Origin of the sequence: Pseudomonas sp. RA_105y_Pfl2_P56 (genome assembly GCF_963970845.1) — a bacterium.
Lineage (GTDB): Bacteria > Pseudomonadota > Gammaproteobacteria > Pseudomonadales > Pseudomonadaceae > Aquipseudomonas > Aquipseudomonas baetica_A.
The window spans coordinates 112,774-137,295 of sequence record NZ_CAXAPL010000006.1 but is presented as its reverse complement, the minus strand read 5'-3'; the positions used below and the strand labels follow the sequence as shown (position 1 = coordinate 137,295).

Genomic DNA, 24,522 nt, shown 5'->3' with positions numbered 1-24,522 from the left:
CGCACCAAATCCACCCCCAGCGGGTACTGGAGGCGGATCGAAAATTTGAGGTGTGTAAAAGGCCGGTCTGCGGGCAGATCCGGCCTTTCACTTGAGCCCGGTGGGGTTCACCCCGGGCTCAATTTGTTACTTCTTGGCGACAGCGCCGCCTTCTTGCAGACCCAGGTCAGCCAGTGCTTTTGCAGCAACCTTGGCCGGCAGCGGGATGTAACCGTCTTTCACAACCACTTCCTGGCCTTGTTTGGACAGCACCAGTTTCACGAACTCAGCTTCCAGCGGGGCCAAAGGCTTGTTCGGGGCTTTGTTGACGTAAACGTAGAGGAAACGCGACAGCGGATACTTGCCGTTCAGGGCGTTTTCTTCACTGTCTTCGATGAAGTCAGTGCTGCCTTTCTTGGCCAGGGCTACGGTTTTCACGCTAGCGGTTTTGTAGCCGATGCCCGAGTAACCGATGCCGTTCAGCGAGGAGCTGATCGACTGCACGACCGAAGCCGAGCCTGGTTGTTCGTTGACGTTTGGCTTGTAGTCGCCTTTGCACAGGGCTTCTTCTTTGAAGTAGCCGTAGGTGCCGGATACCGAGTTACGACCGAACAGTTGCACTGGCTTGTTGGCCAGGTCGCCGGTCACGCCCAGGTCGCCCCAGGTTTTGACGTCGGCTTTGGCGCCGCACAGACGGGTAGACGAGAAGATCGCGTCAACCTGTTCCATGGTCAGGTGCTGGATCGGGTTGTCCTTGTGAACGAAGACCGCCAGGGCATCCACAGCAACCGGGATAGCGGTTGGCTTGTAGCCGTACTTCTGCTCGAAGGCAGCCAGTTCGGTGTCCTTCATCTTGCGGCTCATAGGGCCCAGGTTCGAAGTCCCTTCAGTCAGCGCAGGTGGCGCTGTAGCGGAACCGGCAGCCTGAATCTGGATGTTGACGTTCGGGTATTCTTTTTTGTAGTTCTCAGCCCAGAGGGTCATGAGGTTAGCCAGGGTATCGGAGCCAACGCTGGACAGGTTGCCCGAGACACCGGTGACTTTGCTGTACGCCGGAATTGCCGGGTCAACGCCAGCGGCTACCGCGTGGGCAGTCGCTACGCCAGCAGCGACAAAAGTCATTGCCGCCATCAAACGCTTCAGTTTCATGCCTTACTCCTAGCAGATAGGGGGTGTTAAGTCGGGGCCAAGTATCAGCAGGCCGTGTGAACACTCTATGGCTGAAATATGACAATTGGATGAAAGGCCAGCATTGGTTTTTTAGTGAGTGATTCGCGGCGCCCCCTTGGCGAGCAAGCCCGCCCCCACACGTTGAAATGCATTCCAAATGTGGGAGCGGCGGTGCGACTTGCTCGCGAAGGCGTCAGAACAATCGATGAGGTGTCGGGATCAGCGGCCCTTCTTCCAGAGCCACGCGCCCACCACAATCCCCACCGCGCAGAGCACCACCACATAATAAGCCGGGCCCATCGCGCTTTCTTTCAGCAGCAGGCTGACCACCATCGGCGTCAGACCACCGAAGATCGCGTACGCCACGTTGTACGAGAACGACAGGCCACTGAAGCGCACCGCCGGCGGGAACGCTTTGACCATCACATAGGGCACCGCACCGATGGTGCCGACCAGCAATCCGGTCAACGCGTACAGCGGGAACAACCAGTCAGGGTGATCCGCGAGGCTGTGATAGAAGGTCCAGGAGCTGACCAACAAGCCCAGGCAACCGAAGACAAACACACGGCCGGCGCCAAAACGATCCGCCAGGGCGCCGGAAATGATGCAACCGATGCTCAGGAACACGATGGCCAGGCTGTTCGATTGCAACGCTGTGGTCGGCGAGAAGTGATAGACCGTTTGCAGTACGGTCGGGGTCATCAGGATCACCACGACGACCCCGGCGGACAACAGCCAGGTCAGCAGCATCGAGATTGCAATCGCCCCGCGATGATCACGCAGCACCGCACGCAACGGCACTTCTTCGGCCAGCGCCTTGCGCAGTTGCAGCTCGGCGAACACCGGGGTCTCGTGCAGCCAGCGGCGCAGGTAAACCGAGAACAGGCCGAACACGCCACCGAGCAGGAACGGAATCCGCCAGGCGTAATCCGCGACTTCCACGGGCGTATAAAGGCTGTTGATCGCGGTGGCGACCAGCGAACCGAGCAGGATGCCGGCGGTCAAGCCGCTGGTCAGGGTGCCGCAGGCATAGCCGATGTGCTTTTGCGGCACGTGTTCGGAAACGAAGACCCACGCCCCAGGCACCTCACCGCCAATCGCCGCGCCTTGAATCACGCGCATCAGCAGCAACAGGATCGGCGCCCACAATCCGATTTGCGCGTAGGTTGGCAGGAGGCCCATGATCAGGGTCGGCACAGCCATCATGAATATGCTCAGGGTGAACATCTTCTTGCGACCCAACAGATCGCCGAAATGCGCCATGACGATGCCGCCCAACGGCCGCGCCAGGTAGCCGGCGGCGAAGATGCCGAAGGTCTGCATCAGGCGCAGCCACTCTGGCATGTCGGCGGGGAAGAACAGTTTGCCGACCACGGTGGCAAAGAAAACGAAGATGATGAAATCGTAGAACTCCAGCGCGCCCCCCAGGGCAGACAGCGACAGAGTCTTGTAATCATTGCGGGTCAACGGTCGTGCGGGTTGCTCGGACTGCGCGAGGCTCGAAGGCGCTGTGGTCATGGCAAGGGCTTCTCTTATTAGGCGGATCTACCGCCACAACAACGCTGGCTGTGGCTTGAGCAGGTTCGGCACCATAGCAAATTGTTCGAAAAAGCACATAGAGGTGCGTATTTGGCGGTCAAAATCAGAACCGGATGGTCGTCGCGGAGTCTACCGACCGATATACTCGCAACCTTGCTCCGGTTTGTAGGGGGTTGCTGTGCGAAAACGTCGTTGGTCCGCCCTTTGCCTGGGAGCAGCCGATTTCGCAGAGTTTCCCTTTTAGTTGCCTGATGGAAAACGTGACGAACGCAATATGTTCGGTGCTGAATCGTTTTTCCTGAAGACGGCTACCACCCGCAATACCCACAAAGAGTCACGGGTCAGAGGCCCCTCGGCATGATAGAGCTCGAACAAGAAGATCCGATCCCGCAGGGCGATCTGGCCCTGCAAATCACCGCGCTACCGCGTGAAACCAATGGCTTTGGCGATATTTTCGGCGGCTGGCTGGTCGCGCAAATGGACCTGGCCGGCACCGCAATGGCCAGCCGTGTGGCCGGAGGCCGCGTCGCGACCGTCGCCATTGATCGCATGGCGTTCCTGGTGCCAGTGGCCGTTGGCGCGCAATTGTCCTTTTATACACAGACCCTGGAAATCGGCCGCAGCTCGATCCAGATGATGGTCGAAGTGTGGAGCGACGATCCGCTGTCCAGCGAATGGCGTAAAGTCACCGAAGCGGTGTTCGTCTTCGTCGCTATCGACGGCAGCGGTCGCACCCGTTCGGTACCTCCACGCGCACGCTAAACCTCACGGCCGTTTTACGGTCGATAGTTGTCCCTGTTTCTGATCGAGAGCTGTCCCATGAACCCGCCCAACGTTGAAGCCGTGAAACTGGATGAACTGAACTGCTGGCGCATTCGCCACGGTCAGGCCGAAGTGCTGGTGGCCCAGCAAGGCGCACACATCCTCAGTTATCAGATCGACGGCCAGCCGCCGATCATCTGGCTCAACGACAAGGCTGACTTCAAGACGGGCAAGAGCATCCGCGCAGGTGTGCCGGTGTGCTGGCCGTGGTTCGGCAAGTTCGAACGCAATCCGCAGAGCGTAAAAGCCATGCGCATCAGTGACGAACCGGCGCCGGCGCATGGTTTGGTAAGGGCGATGGATTGGGCGCTGGGCGGTATCGAAGCCGAGGCCAACGGCCTCAAGGTCGAGTTCAAGCTGCCCTGCCCCGAAGGCGGATTGCCGGGCTGGCCCCATGAAGTGGATCTGACCCTGACCCTGCGCCTGGATGATCAATTGCACTTCAGCCTGACCAGCCACAACCGGGGTGCCGAGACCGTCAGCCTCAGCCAGGCCCTGCACACGTACTTCGCCGTCAGCGATGTGCGCAATGTGCACGTCGACGGTGTCGATGGCCTGAATTACATCGAGACGCTGGATGACTGGAAGACCGTCACCCAGCAAGGTGATCTGCACTTTGCCGGCGAAACCGACCGCATCTACCTCGACGCCCCGCCACAGCTAAGCATCATCGACCCGACGTGGGAGCGGCGTATCGTGCTGACCGCGACGGGTTCGCGCACCGCGGTAATCTGGAACCCGTGGATCGACCGCGCGGCAGCGCTCAGCGATATGGATAACGATGGCTGGCAGCGCATGCTGTGCATCGAGACCGCGAATGTGATGGATGACGTGGTGACTTTAGCGTCGGGTGCGAGCCACACCATGGGCGTCAGCGTCGGCAGCAAACCGCTCTAGACCCTGGCGCAAAGGCTTGCTCGCGAAAGCGTCGTATCAGGCAACATCAATGTGACTGAGAGACCACATTCGCGAGCAAGCCCGCCCCTACCTTGGGTTCTGCGCCAACTCTTAGAGATCGGACTCCTGCACCACCCGCACCTTGTCCGCTTCCAGCGCATACGCGGCGTCAGCCAGATCATTGCTGACCTTCTCGATCTTCAGCGTGCCGGTCACCCACAGCGGCGTATAGATGTCATCGAGCTTCAGACCTTTGGGGTAGCGCACCAGCAACAGTTGATTCGGCGGCGGTGGCGGCACATGGATGCAGGCGCCCGGATATGGCACAAGGAAGAACAGCGTACTGCGACCCTTGGCGTCGGACTCAAGCGGCACCGGGTATCCGCCAATGCGGATGTGTTTGCCATTCATCGCCGCCACAGTCTTGGTCGAATACATCACCGCCGGCAGACCCTTGGCCTGTTTCATGCCGCCCTTCTCGGTGAAGGTGCCAGTGGCTTCGGGGGAGTTATGGTCGATTTCGGGCATGGCCTCAAGGGCCTTTTGATCCGACTTGGGCATCAGTTCCAGCCAGTCGGTTTCCGGCAGTTCGCCGGCGTGGGCCAAACCACTGCCCAGGAAAAGGAGAGTCAACAGAAGACGGCGCATGAAGGTGCTCGGAAAAAGAAAGGAATGAATCGCCGAGCATTCTAGCCCTCCCTGCCGGTTTGGCAGAGAGGGCTTTGTCGCCTGGATCAGTTCTTTTTGATCAGGCCGTAGATCACCAGCAACACGATCGCGCCGACCAGCGCGCCGAAGAACCCTGCGCCCTGACCTGCCTGATAGATGCCCAAAGCCTGGCCGCCGTAGGTGGCTGCCAGCGAACCGCCGATACCGAGCAGGATGGTCATGATCCAGCCCATGCTGTCATCGCCCGGTTTCAGGAACCGCGCCAGCAGGCCGACGATCAAGCCGATAAAGATGGTTCCGATAATTCCCATGGCACTTCCCTCTTGATGGTCAATATGCGAAGCCTAGTCAGACTTGCGCATCCTGCCATGAGAGAACGGCGGCCCCTGAATGGTTCCGCCGCTGCCACATGAAACTGTTTTACTCGGCGATCAGCGCTTGGACCTTGACGATCTGTGCCTGGAGCGTGGCCATGTCGGCGCATCGCAGGTTGGCGTGACCGACCTTGCGCCCAGCCTTGAACGCTTTGCCGTAGTGATGCAGGTGGCAATCTTCGATGGCGATGACTTTCTCCACCGGCGGTACGACACCGATGAAGTTGAGCATCGCGCTCTCGCCGACTTTAGCGGTCGACCCCAGCGGCAGGCCGGCAACGGCGCGCAGGTGGTTTTCGAACTGGCTGCACTCGGCGCCTTCGGTGGTCCAGTGCCCGGAGTTGTGCACGCGCGGGGCGATTTCGTTGGCCTTCAGGCCACCGTCGACTTCAAAGAACTCGAACGCCATCACGCCGACGTAATCCAGTTGCTTGAGCACGCGGCTGGAATAGTCTTCGGCCAGCGCTTGCAACGGGTGATCGGTGCTGGCAACGGACAGCTTGAGGATGCCGCTGTCGTGGGTGTTGTGCACCAACGGGTAGAACCTGGTTTCGCCATCGCGAGCGCGCACGGCGATCAGCGAGACTTCACCGGTGAACGGCACGAAGCCTTCCAGCAAACAGGCGACGCTACCGAGTTCGGCGAAAGTGCCGACCACATCTTCAGGCTTGCGCAGGACTTTCTGGCCCTTGCCGTCGTAACCCAGCGTGCGGGTTTTCAGCACGGCCGGCAGACCGATGGACGCGACGGCGGCGTCCAGATCGGCTTGCGATTGGATGTCGGCGAAGGCTGGGGTTGGAATCCCCAGATCCTTGAACATGCTCTTCTCGAACCAGCGGTCGCGAGCAATGCGCAGGGCTTCAGCGCTCGGGTAGACCGGCACGAATTGCGAGAGGAACGCTACGGTTTCAGCCGGGACGCTTTCGAACTCGAAGGTCACCAGATCGACTTCATCGGCCAACTGGCGCAGATGATCCTGATCGCCGTAATCGGCCCGCAGGTGTTCACCCAACGCCGCGGCGCAAGCGTCCGGCGCAGGGTCGAGAAAAGCGAAGTTCATGCCCAGCGGAGTCCCCGCCAGGGCCAACATGCGACCCAACTGGCCGCCACCGATTACACCGATCTTCATCTCAACAACCTCAGGCAATACGTGGGTCTGGATTGTCCAGGACGCTGTCTGTCTGCTCGGCACGGAAGGTTTTCAGTACCGCGTGGAACTGTGGATGCTTGGCGCCAAGGATGCTCGCCGAGAGCAGGGCCGCGTTGATCGCGCCTGCTTTGCCGATGGCCAGAGTGGCGACCGGAATACCGGCGGGCATCTGCACGATCGACAGCAGCGAATCGACGCCCGAGAGCATGGCCGACTGCACCGGAACGCCCAGTACCGGCAGGTGGGTCTTGGCCGCACACATGCCTGGCAAGTGAGCTGCGCCACCGGCACCGGCGATAATCACCTCGATGCCGCGGCTTTCAGCCTCTTCGGCGTACTGGAACAGCAAATCCGGGGTGCGGTGGGCAGAGACCACTTTGACCTCGTACGGGATGCCGAGCTTTTCCAGCATATCGGCGGTGTGGCTAAGGGTGGACCAATCGGACTTGGAGCCCATGATCACGCCAACCAGTGCACTCATCGTCGCGCCTCTTCTCTCTGGGCGCCCGCAGGCGCGTCAAAAACAACAAGCCACGCAGAATGCGTGGCTTGTTGTAGGAAAAATGACCGGACGTACCGGCCGAAGGCCGCGCAGTATACCGCAAAGAAGCCAATAAACAGCCCCCTGGGCGACCATCTGTCAAATGACGCAAAGGCCCGTTTTTATTGACTTGAAGGTCAGCGCCGCAACACCACAAATCCCCCTCCCACCATTGGATCGGCGGTGAGTCAGGACGCTTGTGCAGCGCCGCCTTCGAGCTTGCGCCAGAGCAACCGCACATTGGCCTTGCGCACCAGTGCGCAGCGATACAGGCGAATCTCCAGCGGTACATGCCACTGCGCACCGCCGCAAACGACGAGCTCGCCCCGGGCCAGTTCGGCCCGCACGCTCAGTTGCGGCACCCAGGCGATTCCCAGACCTTCCAGGGCCATGCTTTTCAGGCTGTCGGCCATGGCCGTTTCGTAAATAGTGGTGAAACGTAGTTGGCGCTGGCGCAACAAGCCGTTTACCGAACGCCCGAGAAACGCCCCGGCGCTATAAGCGAGCAACGGTACGCTGGCATCGCCTTCCAGATCGAACAACGGCTTGCCATTGGCATCCGCCGCGCACACCGGGAGCATCTCCGTCTGGCCCAGATGCAGCGACGGGAAGATTTCCGGGTCCATCTGCATCGCCGCGTCCGGGTCGTAGAACGCCAGCATCAAATCGCAGCCCCCTTCACGCAACGCATGCACAGCGTCGCCGACGTTGGTCGCCACCAACCGCGTGGCAATGTTCAGCCCTTCGTTGCGTAACTGCGCGATCCAGCGCGGAAAGAAGCCCAACGCCAGCGAGTGAGCGGCAGCAACCTGCATCACCTCGCCCTGCCCGCCTTCCAGGTGATGCAAATGGCGCAGCACTTCGCCGAGTTGTTCAACCACGGTACGCGCGGTCACCAGAAACAACTGCCCCGCCGCTGTCAGCTCGACCGGCGTGCGCGAGCGATTGACCAACGTCAGCCCCAGCGCCGCCTCGAGGCTGCGGATCCGTCGACTGAAGGCCGGCTGGGTCACGAAGCGCCGCTCGGCGGCCTGCGAGAAGCTGCGGGTGGCGGCCAGAGCACTGAAGTCCTCAAGCCATTTGCTTTCCAGATTCATCACGTCCTCCCGGACACGCACCAAAACAGGTCACACGTCTGCCGCGCACGCGGCGTCACACCGGCATTATGCCGAATGTGCATAGGCCAGTGCTGAACAGCATTGGCCCAAAATTTCCCACAAGCCTAGCATTCGCAGCGTTCCGGCACAGACCGGGTCCATATTGAGATGATTTCTATCATGTCCTCCGCTGCATCTTTCCGCACAGAAAACGACCTGCTTGGCGCCCTCGAAGTACCGGCTCAAGCGTATTACGGCATCCAGACCCTGCGAGCGGTGAACAACTTCCGCCTCTCGGGCGTTCCGATTTCGCATTACCCGAAACTGGTTGTCGGTCTGGCGATGGTCAAACAGGCCGCCGCTGACGCCAACCGTGAACTGGGTCATCTGAGCGAAGCCAAGCACGCTGCCATCAGCGAAGCCTGTGCCCGATTGATCCGCGGTGATTTCCACGAAGAGTTCGTGGTCGACATGATTCAAGGTGGCGCCGGCACTTCCACCAACATGAACGCCAACGAAGTGATCGCCAACATTGCGCTCGAAGCAATGGGTCACCAGAAAGGCGAGTACCAGTACCTGCACCCCAACGATGACGTGAACATGGCGCAGTCGACCAACGACGCCTACCCGACCGCGATCCGTCTGGGTCTGCTGCTGGGCCACGACTCGCTGCTGGCCAGCCTCGACAGCCTGATCAAGGCATTCGCAGCCAAGGGTGAAGAATTCAACCACGTCCTGAAAATGGGCCGCACCCAACTGCAAGACGCCGTGCCGATGACCCTCGGCCAGGAATTCCGTGCCTTCGCCACCACCATGGGCGAAGACCTGGCCCGTCTGAAGACGCTGGCCCCGGAACTGCTGACTGAAGTGAACCTGGGCGGTACCGCCATTGGTACCGGCATCAACGCCGACCCACGCTATCAGGCCCTGGCTGTCCAGCGTCTGGCGCTGATCAGCGGTCAACCGCTGGTGCCCGCCGCCGACCTGATCGAAGCCACCTCCGACATGGGCGCCTTCGTGCTGTTCTCCGGCATGCTCAAGCGTACCGCGGTCAAGCTGTCGAAGATCTGCAACGACCTGCGCCTGCTGTCCAGCGGCCCGCGTACCGGCATCAATGAAATCAACCTGCCGGCGCGTCAGCCAGGCAGTTCGATCATGCCCGGCAAGGTCAACCCGGTGATTCCGGAAGCCGTTAACCAGGTTGCTTTCCAGGTCATCGGTAACGACTTGGCGCTGACCATGGCAGCCGAAGGCGGCCAACTGCAACTGAACGTGATGGAGCCGCTGATCGCTTTCAAGATCCTCGACTCGATCCGCCTGCTGCAGCGCGCCATGGACATGCTCCGCGAGCACTGCATCGTCGGCATCACCGCCAACGAAGCGCGCTGCCGCGAACTGGTCGAACACTCGATCGGTCTGGTCACCGCACTGAACCCGTACATCGGCTACAAAAACGCCACCCGCATTGCCCGTATCGCCCTTGAAAGCGGCCGCGGCGTGCTGGAACTGGTGCGCGAGGAAGGTCTGCTCGACGAAGCCATGCTCGCCGACATCCTGCGCCCGGAAAACATGATTGCTCCACGTCTGGTTCCGCTGAAGGGCTGAACCAACAGGTTGTTTGTAGCACCGCTCACCAGGTCGAGGGACTAGACACCTCTCACCTTTTGAGGGCCTGGGGATCAGTCCCCAGGCCCTTTTTTTTAACGCTCTGACCCTGAGACCCGTATGTCTGGGGGTTGCTTCATGGGGGAGCGGGCTTGCTCGCGCAGGCGTCGTGTCAGTCGACCAAAATGAACCTGACACACCGCATTCGCGAGCAAGCCCGCCCCCACAGACAGCAGTCCCTGCACAAGCCCGGCGCCGGTAACGTCGGGTGTTTCAAAGCTTCGTTTCGTCGCTTGCACCACAACCGTGCAGACGGGCGCCGCACTGATAGGTATAGTGCCGCCCCTCTTCGCGTGAGCGGTCGTCGGTAACGAGGCCATAACCCATGCGAAACCCGAACTAATAACAAACCCGCGAAATGGATCCGGGACGAAATCATCGCCTCACCCGTCGTGCCGTATGCACGCCGGTGTAACACGATGTTTCTACCATCCAGTATTTGCTTACACAAAAAACAGCGAGGATAAATCCATGCTCGAAGTCATCAACGACTTCCTCTCAGGGAAAGTACTGATCGTGCTCATTGTCGGGCTCGGTAGCTACTTCACGATTCGCTCGCGTTTCGTTCAATTTCGTCACTTCTTCCACATGTTCGCGGTGTTCCGCGACAGCCTGAAAAGCAGCGCCGGGCAACTCAGCTCGTTCCAGGCCCTGATGCTCAGCCTCGCCGGCCGCGTCGGTGCAGGCAACATCGCGGGCGTCGGCATCGCCGTGACCCTGGGTGGGCCGGGTGCGGTGTTCTGGATGTGGGTCACCGCCCTGGTCGGCATGTCCAGCAGCTTCTTTGAATGCTCGCTCGGCCAGCTCTACAAACGTACCGACTCCGATGGCACCTACCGTGGCGGCCCGTCCTACTACATCCAGCACGGTCTGCAGAAGCGCTGGCTGGGTATGGTCATGGCGTTCCTGTTGCTGGTGACCTTCGGTTTCGCCTTCAACGGCCTGCAAGCCCACGCCGTGACCCACTCGCTGAACAATGCCTTCGGCTTCGACACCACCTACACAGGCATCGGCCTGGCGGTGTTGCTGGGCCTGGTGTTCATCGGTGGGATCAAACGCATCGCCAAGGTCGCTGACCTGCTGGTGCCGGTGAAAACCCTGATCTACATCGGCGTGACCATCTACGTGATCGTGCTGCAAATCGACCAAGTACCCGCCATGCTGATGACCATCGTCAAGAGCGCCTTCGGTCTCGACCAGGCCTTCGGCGGCCTGATCGGCACCGCGATCGTGATGGGCGTGAAGCGTGGTGTGTTCGCCAACGAAGCCGGTCTGGGCAGTGCACCGAACGTGGCGGCTGTGGCGTCGGTCGAGCACCCGGTGGCACAAGGTGTGGTGCAAGCGTTCAGCGTGTTCCTCGATACCTTCGTGATCTGCACCTGCACCGCGCTGCTGATCCTGCTCTCGGGTTTCTACACCCCGGGCTTCGAAGGCGACGGCATTGCCCTGACCCAGAACTCGCTGGCCGCCGTGGTCGGTGACTGGGGCCGGATGTTCATCTCGGTGGCCCTGGCGCTGTTCGTGTTCACCTCGATTCTCTACAACTACTACCTGGGCGAAAGCAATCTGCGCTTCCTGATCGGTGAAAACCGCAAGGCGCTGATCGGCTACCGCGCGCTGGTACTGGTGTTGATCTTCTGGGGTGCCATCGAGAACCTCAGCACCGTGTTCGCCTTCGCCGACATCACCATGACCCTGCTGGCGTTCGTGAACCTGATCGCGCTGTTCCTGCTGTTCAAGGTCGGCATGCGCATCCTGCGGGACTACGATGACCAGCGTTCGGCCGGCATCAAGACCCCGGTATTCGATTCGAGCAAGTTCCCGGATCTGGACCTGGACCGCAAAGCCTGGCCGGCCAACCCGTCTGCCGCTACCGGCAAGACGCAAGCCGAGCCGCAAGGCGTCCCTGCAGCGCAACGCTGATAGGTGAATGACGGGCGCATCCTCTGCGCCCGTCAGTTATTGTGATGCAATGCCTGTGGAAGCTGGCTTGCTCGCGAATGCGATGTGTCAGTCAAAATTCTTGTATCTGACACACCGCATTCGCGAGCAAGCCCGCTCCCACAAGGAACTCATCGTTTCGGAGAATCCTATGAACCCTTCGACTTATCCTGCCGCCCAGCACGTCATGGTGTTGTACACCGGTGGCACCATCGGCATGCAGGCCAGCGCCAATGGCCTGGCCCCGGCGTCCGGTTTCGAAGCGCGGATGCGCGAGTACCTGCACAGCCAGCCTGAACTGGTCGTGCCGCAGTGGCGCTTTCGCGAGATGTCGCCGCTGATCGACAGCGCCAACATGACCCCGGCCTATTGGCAGCAACTGCGTGAAGCGGTGGTCGACGCCGTTGATGGGCAAGGCTGCGACAGCGTGCTGATCCTGCACGGCACCGACACTCTGGCTTACAGCGCGGCGGCGATGAGCTTCCAGTTGCTCGGCCTGCACGCTCGCGTGTGCTTCACCGGCTCGATGCTGCCGGCCGGCGTTACTGACAGCGATGCCTGGGAAAACCTCAGCGGCGCACTGGTTGTCCTCGGCCAAGGCCTGGCGCCGGGTGTGCACTTGTACTTCCACGGCGAACGGCTGGCACCGACCCGTTGCGCAAAAGTGCGCAGCTTCGGCCGTCATCCATTCAAGCGTCTGGAGCGTCAGGGCGGCGGCGTGAAAGCCACCTCGATTCCAGCGGCGTTGAATTACAACCAGCCAAAACAACTGGCGAATGTTGCCGTGTTGCCACTGTTCCCCGGCATCGGTGCGCAAATCCTCGATGGCCTGCTCGACAGCGGCATTCAGGGCTTGGTGCTGGAGTGCTACGGCAGCGGTACCGGGCCGAGCGACAATCCGGCGTTCCTCGCCAGCCTCGCCCGCGCGCGGGACAACGGCGTGGTCGTGGTGGCGGTCACGCAGTGCCATGAAGGCGGCGTCGAACTGGACGTTTACGAGGCGGGCAGTCGCTTGCGGGGCGTTGGTGTGTTGTCCGGTGGCGGCATGACCCGTGAGGCCGCGTTCGGCAAGTTGAACGGATTGCTCGGTGCAGGCCTGGAAACCGCTGAAGTCCGCCGACTGGTCGAACTCGACCTGTGTGGTGAGCTGGTCTGAGCATGGCGTTGGACCGCCCCTCACCCTCTCCCAGAGGGTGAGGGCTGGATCGGACTGACACCACAAGCGTCGCGGCACACAACTTGCTCTCTTTTCCAGCATCCCCTGGCTGGAAGACACTGATGCTCCACTCCCACCTCACCACCCTCAACGCCGTCTCCCTGATACTCAACACCTTCAACGCCGAAGGCTTGTCGAGCCAGGCGCTGCTGGCCGGCAGTGGCATCAGTGCGGCGGATCTGAGCCGAGCCGATACGCGCATCACCACCAATCAGGAGATGCAGGTCTGCGCCAACGCGGTCGCACTCAAGCACGACATCGGCCTGGAACTGGGCCGGCGCATGCACGTTTCCTGCTACGGCATGCTTGGTTACGCACTCCTGACCTGTGCCACCTTCGGTGACGCTTTGCATTTGGCGATCCGTTATCCGGCGTTGCTGGGAACACTTTTCGAGCTGAACCTTGAGGACGACGGCGAGCGCGTCTGGTTCGTTGCGGCCGATTATCGCGAGAGTCCGGCGATGGCCGCGTTCAATGCCGAATTCTGTCTGGTGTCACTGAAAGTCATCTGTGACGACTTGCTCGGTCATCCGCTACCGCTGCTCGCCACACGCTTTGAACACGCGGCGCCGGATTACCGTGACAGCTACGCCGAGCATTTCGCCAGCCCGTTGCACTTCGCCGCCAAGGACAACGCCTTTGCGTTCGAAAAGCACTGGCTCGATCAACCGTTACCCCTGGCCGACAGCATTACTCATCAGGCCATGGCCGAACGCTGCCGCAAACAGAATCTCGAGTTCACAGGGCGTCAGGCATGGCTGGGAAGAATTCGCCAATTGCTCAGCGCCCAGTTGAACGCCGCGCCTGGGCTTGAGGGGCTGGCGCAGCAAATGAAGTGCTCACCGCGCACCTTGCGTCGGCACCTCAAAGACATGGGCAGCAGCTATCAGGAACTGCTCGACGAATTGCGTTTCGAACGAGCCAAACAAATGCTCTGTGAAGATCAACTGCCGATCTACCGCATCGCTGAACACCTGGGTTTCAGCGAGACCGCGAGTTTCCGCCATGCGTTCGTCCGCTGGAGCGGCGTGGCGCCGAGTCAGTTCAGGCCGCACTGAGATTCCAGTGTGCAGGCTTGCTCGCGAAGAGGCCGTGTCAGTCACCTGATGCATAAACTGACACGATGCCTTCGCGAGCAAGCCCGCTCCCACAGGTTTTTCGCCATGCTCAGTGAACCGGCGAGCAACCGTGTGCTGGACAACCTCGTCCCAACCGCTTGAACACAAATCTCTGTGGGATCGCATTTTTCTGATGCAGGCTTGAGGGGCCAATTGCGGTCATGATTTTTGGCCATATCAATCCCCTTTTGGCCTTTCCTGCCGTTCTCCGAATCGTTGTACGCCGCAACACTTGAGGCCACCGAACCAGCCCTGCGGAGAACAACAAATGCTGACGATCTACTCGGACGATCACCACCTGCACCATGGCCGCTGCGAACTGATCGATGGCCAGCTCAAGCCTTGCTTCGAGATGCCCTCGCGCGCCGACCACGTGCTGCAACGCGTGCAGAACCAACACCTGGGCCCGGTCCAAGCCCCCCAGGATTTCGGCCTTGAACCCATCGCACGCATCCACAGCCGCGATTACCTCGAGTTTTTCAAGGGTGCGTGGGCGCGCTGGACCGAGTTCAACACCGACGGCGATCTGCTGCCCTACACCTGGCCTGCCCGCACATTGCGCGCAATCAAACCGACCAGCCTGCACGGCCAACTCGGCTATTACAGCTTCGACGGCGGCGCGCCGATCACCGCCGGCACCTGGCAGGCCGCCTATAGCGCAGCGCAAGTGGCACTGACCGCGCAAGCGGCGATTCAGGGGGGGGCGCGCGGTGCCTTTGCCCTGTGCCGCCCACCGGGACACCACGCCGCCAGCGACTTGATGGGCGGTTATTGCTACCTCAACAACGCCGCCATCGCCGCGCAGGCGTTCCTCGATCAGGGCCACGAAAAAGTCGCGATCCTCGACGTCGACTATCACCACGGCAACGGCACCCAGTCGATTTTCTACGAGCGCAGCGACGTACTGTTCACCTCGATCCACGGCCACCCGGAAGCGGAGTTTCCGTTTTTCCTCGGCTACGATGATGAACGCGGCGAAGGCCCCGGTGAGGGTTTCAACTTCAACTATCCGCTGCCCGCCGGTTCAGGCTGGGACATGTGGAGCGCTGCGCTGGAACAGGCCTGCAACGAGATCGACCGCTACGGCGCCGACATCATCGTGGTGTCGCTCGGTGTCGACACATTCAAGGACGATCCGATCTCGCAATTCAAACTCGATAGCCCCGACTACCTAGCAATGGGCAAGCGTATTGCCGCCCTCGGCAAACCAACGCTGTTTGTCATGGAGGGCGGTTACGCAGTGGAGGAAATCGGCATCAACGCGGTGAACGTGCTTGAAGGGTTTGAACGATAAAAAGCGCCTGAAACGGATTGGCACGGCAAGACCCGCTTTGGCGGGTCTTTTTTTGTCTGCGAGATGTATGTACCGCACACCGCTGAAACGCGGCCTCTACCTTGCCCTGATTCGACGCCCTTAAGCGTGCCCCCCAATCAGAGCAGGTGTTGCCCATGTCCGAACATTCTTCAGCCAGTGCCGTTGATGTAGTCACCCAACTGGTGACCGGCCCCTCAGTGCGAGAAGTCGCCACAAAGACATTGCGTCCGGCACTCAAGACGCTGTACCCGGACCTCAATATCGACCCGCAACTGGCGATGGTCGTGAAACCGACCTGGATCATTCAGAACGACAAAGTCATTCCCGGCCGCCCTCAGATCGAATCGCTGACTGATGCGTTGGTACGCTTGGGCCTGTCCGGCACGGCGGAGACCTACCTCGATGGTGAACACTTTCTGACCTTGCAGCCCGATATCCAGACGGCTGTCCAGTTGCCGGTCAAGATCGACGCCATCGGTTTGCTGCTCAACGAACTGGCGCCTTTGCTGTTCATCGCCTTCAAGGAACAACACGTCGACTACTGGGATGAATTCACGTATCCGGGACAGCCGCGCTGGCAAAAAATGTCCGATGCCTTGCGTAATCTGTGGAACGTCGACGCCAGCCTTGGCTGGGATGCCGACCAGCGTGCCATTGCCCACGCCGTCTACCAAAACCCGGACAAACAACAACGTCTCAACGACACCTACAAGACTCGCGCCTGCCTGATAGACCTCGACCGGGACGACGCAAAACACCCGGAACACTTGACCCTGCTTGATTGTGCCGTGCTGATCGGAACTGTCGAAAAGCGCACAGTGGTTCTTACCCACTCGGTGGTCCACGGTTTTCAGTGCTTCGACTCGCTGGATGCATTCGGCGAAGCCCTGCCGCAGTTCTGGCAGAGCGTTTCCAGTGCTGGCCTGAAGTGGCGACTGGTCGAGCCGCAGGGCCATTTCTTCGATCATCAGGCCTGCACACTGATCGCCCTGGAGGCCGAAGCCTTGGGCAAGATCAATTTTTTTCAAGACTCGACCCTCGACAACCTCTTCCCTCGCCAGGGCTCAGCGACCACCACCCGGGCCACACCGCGTCTCAAACCGCATACAGATCGTCTGGGGCCGCTACTGCCCGCCTGGCTGGACAATGCCCTTCCCGCCGATCAAACCCGTTACAGCCGACACCTGCTGGATCTGACGACGGTGCAGCATTCCAACCAGGGAAAAACGTTCCAGAGCGAAGTGGTCAGCCTGCAAAAATTCACCCGCCAGGCCCTGAAGCAGCAGATGCTCAAGGAGCATCCGACAGCGGACAAGATCGAGATCGATGACCTCCAGATCACCATCACCAGCCTGGTGGTATGGGGCACGTTCGTATTGCCGGGCAATATTCAGACTCAGACGCTTTCGCTCAGTGAACTGGCCCTGCAAAACCTGGCGGGCCAGCCCCTGGGCAATAAAACCGTGCACTACAACGGCGACCACGCGTTACCAGACTGGCTGACCGTGACCTACCTTGAAAAACTGGTGAGTACCGTCGACATCGGCAAGACCTACCCGCAGTACCTGCAAAAATTGCTGATTGACGACACCCGGCAAGCGTCCGAACTGCAAGCGCTCTACACCAGCCAGTTACCCATAGAACTGCCGCTCCTGGCGCTGCAACACAAGATCCAGGGCAAAGCAGGCATGGATGAAAAAGGGTACCGATATGTCGCCGCAGCACTGGGCAACACCGCAGAGCAGCGGCACATCGATGGCGAGGAAATTGTCATTCGGCCTTTGTCGTTCATCGCCCACCGCAGCAGTTCACGCACGGATGTCGTCAACAACATGTTTGTCATCGGTCCGAGGGAAGTGGAAAAAGGCCCCTGCGTACTCTATCGACCGCTGTTCGAAATGGCGCTGATCCAGTATCCAGGCCACGCCAACCTGCTCTACGCCATCGAGCATTCGCGACAGCTTCGCGAGTCGGTACTCGCCTGGTTGCCGGACGATGTGCGCTTCAATTACAGCCAGTTCGTATTCACCGCCAGGCTGCCCTCGGTGTGGACGATCCCGCAACTGCTGGTGAACCCGACCACCGCGTTCGACATGTCAGGGCCTGTTGCATTGGGGACCGCTGCGATTGAGAGCGATGTGCGGGGAACACTGTATGAGAGCAACGTCCAGGCCGTCATCACACAAGCCGAACGGCAATCGGTATCGGATGCGGAGGCACGCTGGGCGACACTTAAACGCGGCGGTTGGATGGTGTTCAATGCAGCGTTGCCATTCCTCGGTCGCAGTGCCGGCACGGCAGCGTGGATCTGGCAGATCATGGACGATTTGCAGGAAATCAGCGATGTCGAGAATGAACAGACCGACAAGACTGCCTGGACAGCAATCGCCGACATTCTCCTCGCCTTGGGCATGGTACTGGCCCATCGTGCAGCGGTCGGGAACAAGCCGCAGCATGAATCGATTGCGACGACGCCAGAAGAGACGCCACCCGTAACGTCCGCCCCCAAGACCATCAAACCGCAGCGTTTGCCGGACATGGCCGGCACCGAACTGCCTGTCGCTCATGACATGTCGCTCAATACGGTGACCGCACTGAAGCGCTCCCCCGTCGCACTTGCAGCGCTGCTCGACAGTTTCAAGATCGACAAACCCAAAGAACTCGGCGCCGAAGCCAACGAAGGCGTGCATCGCCACCTCTACGCAAAACAGAAGAAATGGTACGCATCGGTCGGCGACCGCTGGTTCGAAGTACTGATCAACGAAAACCAGGACGTACAGATCATCGACTCGCGCCGGCACCCCACCCTCGCGGGGCCGTTGCTGACCCGCACCGCCGGCGGTCAATGGATCATCGACCTGAGATTGCGCCTGCGTGGCGGTGGACTGCGCAGTGGGCGCGAACAGGAAAGAGGCAAGAACCTCAGAAAAGTACAGGCACTGATTGCCGAAATCGAAGCTTTCGACAACACGATGGCAGACAAGCAGAGTCAACTCGACGCGGCCCATAACGCAATGCACGATACATCGTCGACCGTGGACGAAGCCGTTGGCAAAAAGTACCTGGACACCCTCGACTCGCTCGACAAGGCGTACGCGGCAAACGTCGAGAAAATCAAGTCACTGAACCGCAAACAGACAGTGCCCAACTATCGGACAGTCATGATCGAACGCCTGCAGATGCTGTTGTTTCTGGGGCAGGAATGGCTCAGCCAGCACAACACCGATTTTCAGACCAATGTGAACGCGACCATCTCGATGATCGCTGACCACACCCATGTCGAACCGCAAAAGTTTATCCAGTCCTGTGAAAACATCACCGATCAAACCCAAGGCATCATCGAAAAGATCGAGGCTGCCCATGCCCGGTTCGCAGAACTCGAGCTGCTCGGCAAAGAAGCCGTAGAGACCGTTTCAACTTATCGAAAGGCACTCCCGAGCTACGACCTCAATGACCTCAAGCTGTTGCAGATCAGTCTTGGGCAAGAGATCTGCGTCAAGCCCGGCGAGACCGCGACTCGGGCAGACGCGCAACAGGCACTGGAAACGCTCATCGAGGATGCTGCGCTGAATATTCAGAGCTCGATGAATCTGACCGCCGATGAGAGCCTGAGCAACTTGCGCGATCGAATCGAAGCCCTGAGCAACGTTTCCGAGCAGTTTGCCGCGGTGGACCAACGTTTTGCCGACCTAGTCGCGGAGTTTCCCGATCAACTCCAGACCACTCGGCTGGGGCATGTACGGACTCGGGTCATCGAATTCAAAGCACACACAGACGTGCGTCTGGCTGACCTGCTGCGCAATAAACATCTGCTGGAGCCGTTGCCAGGCCCAGCGAAACCGACGTCGAGTCGCAAGATCATCAGCACCAGATTCAAGGGCACGCTCGTTGGGGAACGGAAAAAAAGCACGGATGGCCTAGACACCGAACTGGTCGAGGTGCGCGGAGAACTGACCGGCGTTATTGCCACGTTTCACGAAAAATCGCCCGGTGTATGGGTCGAACACGGCATCACCAAAACCCAACCTGCCAAGGCCAGACCGAACATCAAAAAAGCGGTCGAACACGCAAAAGCATTACTCGATGGCCTGGCGGCGTTCTACCGGCGCACCGAGGCGCGCATCAAACGAGGTCAACGTATCCCGGTCGAGATTGAGGAGATCTACCATGAGGAAGCCGAGCGCTTGCGCAAAGCCGGCGAAGCGCTTGATGAGGCAATGACGGCCGCCAATCTGACCGTCGACCCGAAGCATCCGACGGCCGCTCTCGGTCATGCACTGAGCAATGCGGCAACCGCACTCTACGAAAAAGGCACCAGTGCCCGCATCAGGATCATCAAACAACAACCTCCGACGGCAGCCCGAGTGGAGTGGCTCAAAAACAAGCTAGAGGTGCAGATAACGCAAACGGTCACCCGGCGCAGCCTCAAGGGGCAGGACAAGGACTTCCTCGACGAATATGAAGTGAGCGACGCCAAAACCGCAAAAGTGCTGTGGTATGCGCACTTTCACTATAAAAATGCCAGCGACGCGTCCGCTTCGTTCACCGCCGGGCACATGAAAACCCTCCAGCAACGGCGCCTGGGCGGCAAGCTTGACCTGCGCAACAAAAGTAACCAGCAACTGATCGAAATCTATCGCAGCCAGATCGGCAGTACATTGGCGCAAACCCTGTTTTTCAAACCTGCCACGCCTGTCGCAGACGCATCAGTGCGGCTCTGATCCCAGGCTCCGGCACGGCGGCAAAGCCCAGCACCAGTCCGGCACGCTGATCGGCTGAAGTCAGGGAATCGGGCAGCCAGTAATGGCTCAAGCCGTTGATTTCCACATCCACGCGGGCGGCTTGTTCAACCAATTGCTGCTCGCGCTCGATGCTGTTCACGGCCACCGTCAGGTGCAGCCCGGCAGACACCGCCGGCAGCTTGCCCACACCGGCGATTGCCGTCGGCCAGCCGTCCAGCAATGCATTGCGACGGTTGAGGGCTGCCCGACGCATACGCCGGATATGGCGCTGGAAATGCCCGGCGGCCATGAACTCGGCCATCACCATTTGCGTACTCACCTCGGAATGCCGGACGTCCACTGCCCGGCGTTGCGAGAACGCGTCCACCAGCCCCGGTGGCAGCACCAGATAGCCCAGTCGCAACGCCGGGAACGCGACTTTGCCGAAGGTGCCGACATACAGCACTCGCCCCTGTCGATCGAGCGCCGCCAACGGTGCCAATGGCGCGCCGGTGTAGCGGTACTCACCGTCGTAGTCATCCTCGATGATCCAGCCCTGGGTGCGTTCGGCCCAGGCCAGCAACTCAAGCCGTCGCGCCAGGCTCATCACCACACCCGTCGGGTATTGATGCGACGGCGTCACATAAGCCACGCGACAGTCACTGGCTGCCGACAGCGCCGAGCAATCCATGCCCTCTTCATCCACGGCGATACCGTGTAAACGGCCACCCGCCACCGCGAACGCATGGCCGGCCGCTCGGTAACCCGGATTTTCGATACCGACGCCATCACCCGGCGCCACCAGTAGCTGTGCACAAAGACTGATGCCTTGCTGTGCGCCGCTGGTGATCACAATTTGTTCAGCCGAACACTGCATGCCACGCGAACTGCGCAAATAAGCGGCAATCAGACCGCGCAAACGCGCATCGCCAGCCGGGTCGCCGTAGCACAGTTGCTGAAGATCGGGTTTGCGCCAAAAAGCCGCGTTGAGCTTGGCCCACACGTCAAAGGGGAACAGATCGAAGGCTGGAACGCCCACTCGAAATGCGCGGGGCGGACCACTGGGAGGTTTGGGTAAATGATTGTTTCTGACCCGGCACAGCGGATCGCTGTGGATAACTTTACTGGACGGATCAACAGGTAAATCCAGCCAATTTGTGGATAAGTCTGTGGGCAAGCCTGTTGAAAACCCTGTGGATACTTTTGTGGATAGTTTTTCCGCCGATAACGCGGCTTGGGGTAATTGCGCGACGTAGGTGCCATCACCGACTCGCCCCTCGATAAAGCCTTCGGCGTATAGCTGATCGTAGGCGCGCACCACACTGTTACGGGAAATGCCCAGCGCCGCCGCCAGATCACGGCTGGCCGGCAGGCGTGTGCCGCCGCACAGGCGCCCGTCCAGCACACGCAAACGCAGCGCCTGATAGAGCTGGCGGGTCAAGCCCAAGCGACGGTCGAGCTCGATACCCGCCGGATTGAAGGGCATGGACAACGTGGGCGATTCAGGCATGGCAATGGACCTATGAAATGGGTCGTCAATGGCTCTTACAACAGACCAATAGCCTGCCTAGGATGCAGGCATTCGCCAAGGAAAATTTCCCCATGTACACGCCCCGCGCCTTTGCCATCGACGAGTTGTCGCAACTCCACGAACTGATCCTCGCCACCCGCCTCGCCATTCTGGTGACCCACGGCGAAAACGGTCTGCAAGCCAGCCATGTGCCGGTGTTGCTGCATTGCGAGCAAGGCGAGAACGGCACGCTCTACGGGCATCTGGCCAAGGCCAATGCACAGTGGAAAGACTTGCGCGACGGGGCTCAAGCGATGCTGATCTTTGCCGGCCCGGACGCCTACGTCAGCCCGGGCTTTTACCCGAGCAAGGCCGAGCACGGCAAAGTCGTGCCAACCTGGAACTACATCGCGGTGCACGCCTACGGCCACGCCGAAACCTTCAGCGACGGCGGACGGCTGCTCGACATCGTCAGCACCCTCACCGACCGCCATGAAGCGGGCCGCGCGCAACCGTGGAAGGTTGACGACGCCCCCGCCGATTACATCGACGGCATGCTCAAGGCCATCGTCGGTTTTGCCATTCCCATCGACCGACTGGAAGGCAAGCGCAAGCTCAGCCAGAACCGCAGCCCCGCCGACATTGCCGGCGTGCGCGAAGGCCTGGCCGCCAGCCCCGACATCAATGATCAAACCCTCGCCCACTTGATGCGTTAAGGAATTCACCATGAGTCAGATCGAGATCCGCCCAGTCACCGCCAATGATCACGCCGCCTGGCTGCCGCTGTGGCAGACCTACCTGCGTTTCTACAACACCGAGCTGCTCGAGGCCGTAACCCATAGCACTTGGCAGCGCCTGCTCGACCCCAGCGAGCCAACCCACGCCGCCCTCGCCTGGGCCGATGGCAAAGCCGTGGGCATGGTGCACTACATCTACCATCGCTCGAACTGGAGCATCGAAAACGCCTGCTACCTGCAAGACTTGCTGGTGGCGCCTGAAACCCGCGGCACCGGCGTCGGTCGCCTGCTGATCGAACACGTCTACGCCACGGCCAAGGCTGACGGTTGCGCCAAAGTGCATTGGCTGACCCACGAAACCAACGCCACCGCGATCCAGCTCTACGAGCGCATCGCCGAACGCCCAGGCTTCATCCAGTTTCGCAAAGCCCTTTAAGGAGAGACACACATGACTGCTTCACTGGCCGACTGGAAAGGTGTCCCCGCCCCCACGACCACACTGATCGAAGGCCGCTTCATTCGCCTGGAAAGACTCGACCCGGCCCGTCACGCCGACGAGCTGTTCAACGCCCTTGAAGGCCCCGGCGCCGACCCGAAACTGTGGAACTATCTGCCTTACGGCCCATTCCCTGAGCGCAGCGTGTTCAATGCCTGGCTGAGCAACCACGCGGCCAGCAGCGATCCGTATTTCTTCAGCGTCATCGACCGCGCCACAGGTCAGGTGCAAGGCATCCTCAGCCTGATGTCGATTGTCCCGGCCCAGGGCCGCATCGAAATCGGCCACGTCACCTTCGGTGCACCGATGCAGCGCACGCCGAAAAGCACCGAGGCGGTTTACTTGTTGGCCAAATACTCCTTTGAGCTGGGCTACCGTCGCCTCGAATGGAAGTGCAACAACGGCAACGCCCGCTCCAAATACGCCGCCGAGCGCTTGGGTTTCAGCTTCGAAGGCGTGTTTCGCCAGCACATGGTGGTCAAGGGCGAGAACCGCGACACTGCGTGGTATTCGATTCTCGATGGTGAGTGGCCAGCGATTGCGGCCGGGTTTGAGCGGTGGTTGTGCGATGAAAACCAGACGCCTGACGGGCAGGTGAAAGGGCTGGTCGAGTGCCGCTCCTGAGCGTCTGAAAGCAAAAGATCGCAGCCTGGCAGGCAGCGATCTTTTGATGTTTAACGGACATCTCGCCGAATTCGCACCACGCCCATCTTCATCCCAAACGGGCGATTGTATGTTTTCAACAAGCACAGTGCGTTCGGCAACGGTCAGGCTTATTTCAGACCCCACTTTTTCAATCGCTGGTCAATCACGCCTCAATAGCGTATTTCCCAACCAATGCGCTGGCGGCACATGCGCATGCGCCGCCAGCACGTTAATCACTCCGTGGGCACTAACCTGTCCAGCACCCGATTAACCGCCAGCTCTGCCAGCATCACCACCTGCGCGATGCCTTGCAGGGTTTTGCGGTTCGAGCCTTCAACCATTGCCGCGTGGTTGTTGAGCATGACGGTGGCGGAACCGAGCGTTTCACTGGCGTCGGCCAGCAGGGATTCGGAGTCGGCCTCGGGGTGCGCCATGTACAGCGTGCTGGGTGTGTAGGGCGTGGCCATGATGGCGGCGGCCGGTGGGCAGAGATAGTGGTCGAGGGCGCGCTCGGCGGCCTCATGGAATTTCTTTGAATCGGGCGATTCGTAGGGGGATGCCGGATCTGTGACCGGCGGGTTAGGCGTAACTTTGAACATGGTGACTACCTCTTTTGAGGCTGCGACCATCCCGCTGCTAAACGATAGGGAGGCAGCTGTGCGCAAGTTAGCAGACCGGTAGTCACCCGAACCCGGCGCACCCGAAGGTGCCATGCGCACAGCCACCATCGAGCGCAGGCAAATGCCTGACCGGATGAGACTCGTACGACCGAATAACTAGCCGGGCTGCTAAACCCGATCACTGGGAATCAGTGACCCGATCCAAGTTACGCAGCCAGCCCTGGGCGCACAAGCCGGCGGATTCTGGCGTAGCCGTAGGCAACGACGCAAGGATTTGTAGGTCGCGAGGCGTAAAGCCAA

The 24,522-nt window shown here is 60.2% G+C and carries 20 protein-coding genes; 11 read left to right on the top strand and 9 right to left on the bottom strand.

Going from position 1 to position 24,522, the window contains the following annotated elements:
• Positions 1 to 126: 126 nt before the first annotated feature.
• On the bottom strand, positions 127 to 1,128 hold the full coding sequence (locus AACY11_RS06610) for a phosphate ABC transporter substrate-binding protein PstS (protein WP_221731903.1): 1,002 nt from the start codon (positions 1,126 to 1,128) through the stop codon (positions 127 to 129).
• 240 nt (positions 1,129 to 1,368) lie between these two features.
• The gene (locus tag AACY11_RS06605) at positions 1,369 to 2,667 is read right to left on the bottom strand and encodes an MFS transporter (protein ID WP_339431511.1); all 1,299 of its coding nucleotides are present in this window, start codon (positions 2,665 to 2,667) and stop codon (positions 1,369 to 1,371) included.
• A gap of 378 nt (positions 2,668 to 3,045) precedes the next feature.
• Here AACY11_RS06605 and AACY11_RS06600 point away from each other — a divergent pair, with 378 nt between their 5' ends.
• Entirely contained in the window at positions 3,046 to 3,450 is a 405-nt protein-coding gene (locus AACY11_RS06600) for an acyl-CoA thioesterase (protein ID WP_003229628.1), read from the top strand.
• Between the two features lie 57 nt (positions 3,451 to 3,507).
• Positions 3,508 to 4,407: a D-hexose-6-phosphate mutarotase gene (locus AACY11_RS06595; protein ID WP_339431510.1), complete on the top strand. Its 900-nt coding sequence runs from the start codon at positions 3,508 to 3,510 to the stop codon at positions 4,405 to 4,407.
• A gap of 111 nt (positions 4,408 to 4,518) precedes the next feature.
• On the opposite strand, the gene AACY11_RS06590 is transcribed toward AACY11_RS06595, so the two are convergent.
• From AACY11_RS06590 to AACY11_RS06570, 5 genes are all read right to left on the bottom strand, one after another.
• A complete protein-coding gene (locus AACY11_RS06590; protein ID WP_221731900.1) occupies positions 4,519 to 5,055 on the bottom strand; it encodes a DUF3299 domain-containing protein in 537 nt (178 codons plus the stop codon).
• Positions 5,056 to 5,141: 86 nt separating this feature from the next.
• A complete protein-coding gene (locus tag AACY11_RS06585; protein ID WP_217829170.1) occupies positions 5,142 to 5,387 on the bottom strand; it encodes a GlsB/YeaQ/YmgE family stress response membrane protein in 246 nt (81 codons plus the stop codon).
• Positions 5,388 to 5,496: 109 nt separating this feature from the next.
• Positions 5,497 to 6,579, bottom strand: coding sequence for a 5-(carboxyamino)imidazole ribonucleotide synthase (locus tag AACY11_RS06580; RefSeq protein ID WP_221731899.1), 1,083 nt, complete (start codon positions 6,577 to 6,579; stop codon positions 5,497 to 5,499).
• A 10-nt stretch (positions 6,580 to 6,589) separates the two neighbouring features.
• Positions 6,590 to 7,081, bottom strand: a complete 492-nt coding sequence (gene purE, locus AACY11_RS06575; RefSeq protein ID WP_007920220.1) for a 5-(carboxyamino)imidazole ribonucleotide mutase — start codon at positions 7,079 to 7,081, stop codon at positions 6,590 to 6,592.
• A 248-nt stretch (positions 7,082 to 7,329) separates the two neighbouring features.
• Entirely contained in the window at positions 7,330 to 8,238 is a 909-nt protein-coding gene (locus AACY11_RS06570) for a LysR substrate-binding domain-containing protein (RefSeq protein ID WP_339494182.1), read from the bottom strand.
• 180 nt (positions 8,239 to 8,418) lie between these two features.
• Here AACY11_RS06570 and aspA point away from each other — a divergent pair, with 180 nt between their 5' ends.
• The 6 genes from aspA to AACY11_RS06540 all read left to right on the top strand — a co-directional run bounded on the left by aspA (position 8,419) and on the right by AACY11_RS06540 (position 20,214).
• Positions 8,419 to 9,843, top strand: coding sequence for an aspartate ammonia-lyase (gene aspA, locus AACY11_RS06565; RefSeq protein WP_221731897.1), 1,425 nt, complete (start codon positions 8,419 to 8,421; stop codon positions 9,841 to 9,843).
• Between the two features lie 531 nt (positions 9,844 to 10,374).
• Entirely contained in the window at positions 10,375 to 11,826 is a 1,452-nt protein-coding gene (locus AACY11_RS06560) for an alanine/glycine:cation symporter family protein (RefSeq protein ID WP_339431509.1), read from the top strand.
• 169 nt (positions 11,827 to 11,995) lie between these two features.
• A complete protein-coding gene (locus AACY11_RS06555) occupies positions 11,996 to 13,000 on the top strand; it encodes an asparaginase (protein ID WP_339465171.1) in 1,005 nt (334 codons plus the stop codon).
• Positions 13,001 to 13,122: 122 nt separating this feature from the next.
• Positions 13,123 to 14,118, top strand: a complete 996-nt coding sequence (locus AACY11_RS06550; protein WP_339431507.1) for an AraC family transcriptional regulator — start codon at positions 13,123 to 13,125, stop codon at positions 14,116 to 14,118.
• Between the two features lie 328 nt (positions 14,119 to 14,446).
• Positions 14,447 to 15,472 carry a histone deacetylase family protein gene (locus tag AACY11_RS06545; protein WP_339494180.1) on the top strand — a complete coding sequence of 342 codons (1,026 nt, stop codon included), beginning with the start codon at positions 14,447 to 14,449 and terminating at the stop codon, positions 15,470 to 15,472.
• Positions 15,473 to 15,627: 155 nt separating this feature from the next.
• The gene (locus AACY11_RS06540; RefSeq protein ID WP_339494178.1) at positions 15,628 to 20,214 is read left to right on the top strand and encodes a dermonecrotic toxin domain-containing protein; all 4,587 of its coding nucleotides are present in this window, start codon (positions 15,628 to 15,630) and stop codon (positions 20,212 to 20,214) included.
• Here AACY11_RS06540 and pdxR read toward each other — a convergent pair.
• Entirely contained in the window at positions 20,171 to 21,724 is a 1,554-nt protein-coding gene (gene pdxR / locus AACY11_RS06535; protein ID WP_339431504.1) for a MocR-like pyridoxine biosynthesis transcription factor PdxR, read from the bottom strand. The two genes, AACY11_RS06540 and pdxR, sit on opposite strands and share 44 nt — an antisense overlap.
• 92 nt (positions 21,725 to 21,816) lie before the next feature.
• Here pdxR and AACY11_RS06530 point away from each other — a divergent pair, with 92 nt between their 5' ends.
• The 3 genes from AACY11_RS06530 to AACY11_RS06520 are packed head-to-tail and all read left to right on the top strand — an operon-like array spanning position 21,817 to position 23,581.
• A complete protein-coding gene (locus tag AACY11_RS06530; RefSeq protein WP_339431503.1) occupies positions 21,817 to 22,440 on the top strand; it encodes an FMN-binding negative transcriptional regulator in 624 nt (207 codons plus the stop codon).
• 10 nt (positions 22,441 to 22,450) lie between these two features.
• Positions 22,451 to 22,897, top strand: a complete 447-nt coding sequence (locus tag AACY11_RS06525) for a GNAT family N-acetyltransferase (protein ID WP_339431502.1) — start codon at positions 22,451 to 22,453, stop codon at positions 22,895 to 22,897.
• 12 nt (positions 22,898 to 22,909) lie between these two features.
• Complete coding sequence (locus AACY11_RS06520; RefSeq protein ID WP_339431501.1) at positions 22,910 to 23,581, top strand: GNAT family N-acetyltransferase; 672 nt, start codon at positions 22,910 to 22,912, stop codon at positions 23,579 to 23,581.
• 254 nt (positions 23,582 to 23,835) lie between these two features.
• Here the strand turns inward: AACY11_RS06520 and AACY11_RS06515 are convergent, their stop codons facing one another.
• Positions 23,836 to 24,201, bottom strand: coding sequence for a DUF6124 family protein (locus AACY11_RS06515; RefSeq protein WP_339465167.1), 366 nt, complete (start codon positions 24,199 to 24,201; stop codon positions 23,836 to 23,838).
• Positions 24,202 to 24,522 lie beyond the last annotated feature (321 nt).

What these genes read in the sequence shown, in the direction of transcription:
- AACY11_RS06610 (WP_221731903.1), bottom strand. Translation starts at nt 1,128, where the DNA reads ATGAAACTGAAGCGTTTGATGGCGGCAATGACTTTTGTCGCTGCTGGC.
- AACY11_RS06605 (WP_339431511.1), bottom strand. Translation starts at nt 2,667, where the DNA reads ATGACCACAGCGCCTTCGAGCCTCGCGCAGTCCGAGCAACCCGCACGA.
- AACY11_RS06600 (WP_003229628.1), top strand. Translation starts at nt 3,046, where the DNA reads ATGATAGAGCTCGAACAAGAAGATCCGATCCCGCAGGGCGATCTGGCC.
- AACY11_RS06595 (WP_339431510.1), top strand. Translation starts at nt 3,508, where the DNA reads ATGAACCCGCCCAACGTTGAAGCCGTGAAACTGGATGAACTGAACTGC.
- AACY11_RS06590 (WP_221731900.1), bottom strand. Translation starts at nt 5,055, where the DNA reads ATGCGCCGTCTTCTGTTGACTCTCCTTTTCCTGGGCAGTGGTTTGGCC.
- AACY11_RS06585 (WP_217829170.1), bottom strand. Translation starts at nt 5,387, where the DNA reads ATGGGAATTATCGGAACCATCTTTATCGGCTTGATCGTCGGCCTGCTG.
- AACY11_RS06580 (WP_221731899.1), bottom strand. Translation starts at nt 6,579, where the DNA reads ATGAAGATCGGTGTAATCGGTGGCGGCCAGTTGGGTCGCATGTTGGCC.
- purE (WP_007920220.1), bottom strand. Translation starts at nt 7,081, where the DNA reads ATGAGTGCACTGGTTGGCGTGATCATGGGCTCCAAGTCCGATTGGTCC.
- AACY11_RS06570 (WP_339494182.1), bottom strand. Translation starts at nt 8,238, where the DNA reads ATGAATCTGGAAAGCAAATGGCTTGAGGACTTCAGTGCTCTGGCCGCC.
- aspA (WP_221731897.1), top strand. Translation starts at nt 8,419, where the DNA reads ATGTCCTCCGCTGCATCTTTCCGCACAGAAAACGACCTGCTTGGCGCC.
- AACY11_RS06560 (WP_339431509.1), top strand. Translation starts at nt 10,375, where the DNA reads ATGCTCGAAGTCATCAACGACTTCCTCTCAGGGAAAGTACTGATCGTG.
- AACY11_RS06555 (WP_339465171.1), top strand. Translation starts at nt 11,996, where the DNA reads ATGAACCCTTCGACTTATCCTGCCGCCCAGCACGTCATGGTGTTGTAC.
- AACY11_RS06550 (WP_339431507.1), top strand. Translation starts at nt 13,123, where the DNA reads ATGCTCCACTCCCACCTCACCACCCTCAACGCCGTCTCCCTGATACTC.
- AACY11_RS06545 (WP_339494180.1), top strand. Translation starts at nt 14,447, where the DNA reads ATGCTGACGATCTACTCGGACGATCACCACCTGCACCATGGCCGCTGC.
- AACY11_RS06540 (WP_339494178.1), top strand. Translation starts at nt 15,628, where the DNA reads ATGTCCGAACATTCTTCAGCCAGTGCCGTTGATGTAGTCACCCAACTG.
- pdxR (WP_339431504.1), bottom strand. Translation starts at nt 21,724, where the DNA reads ATGCCTGAATCGCCCACGTTGTCCATGCCCTTCAATCCGGCGGGTATC.
- AACY11_RS06530 (WP_339431503.1), top strand. Translation starts at nt 21,817, where the DNA reads ATGTACACGCCCCGCGCCTTTGCCATCGACGAGTTGTCGCAACTCCAC.
- AACY11_RS06525 (WP_339431502.1), top strand. Translation starts at nt 22,451, where the DNA reads ATGAGTCAGATCGAGATCCGCCCAGTCACCGCCAATGATCACGCCGCC.
- AACY11_RS06520 (WP_339431501.1), top strand. Translation starts at nt 22,910, where the DNA reads ATGACTGCTTCACTGGCCGACTGGAAAGGTGTCCCCGCCCCCACGACC.
- AACY11_RS06515 (WP_339465167.1), bottom strand. Translation starts at nt 24,201, where the DNA reads ATGTTCAAAGTTACGCCTAACCCGCCGGTCACAGATCCGGCATCCCCC.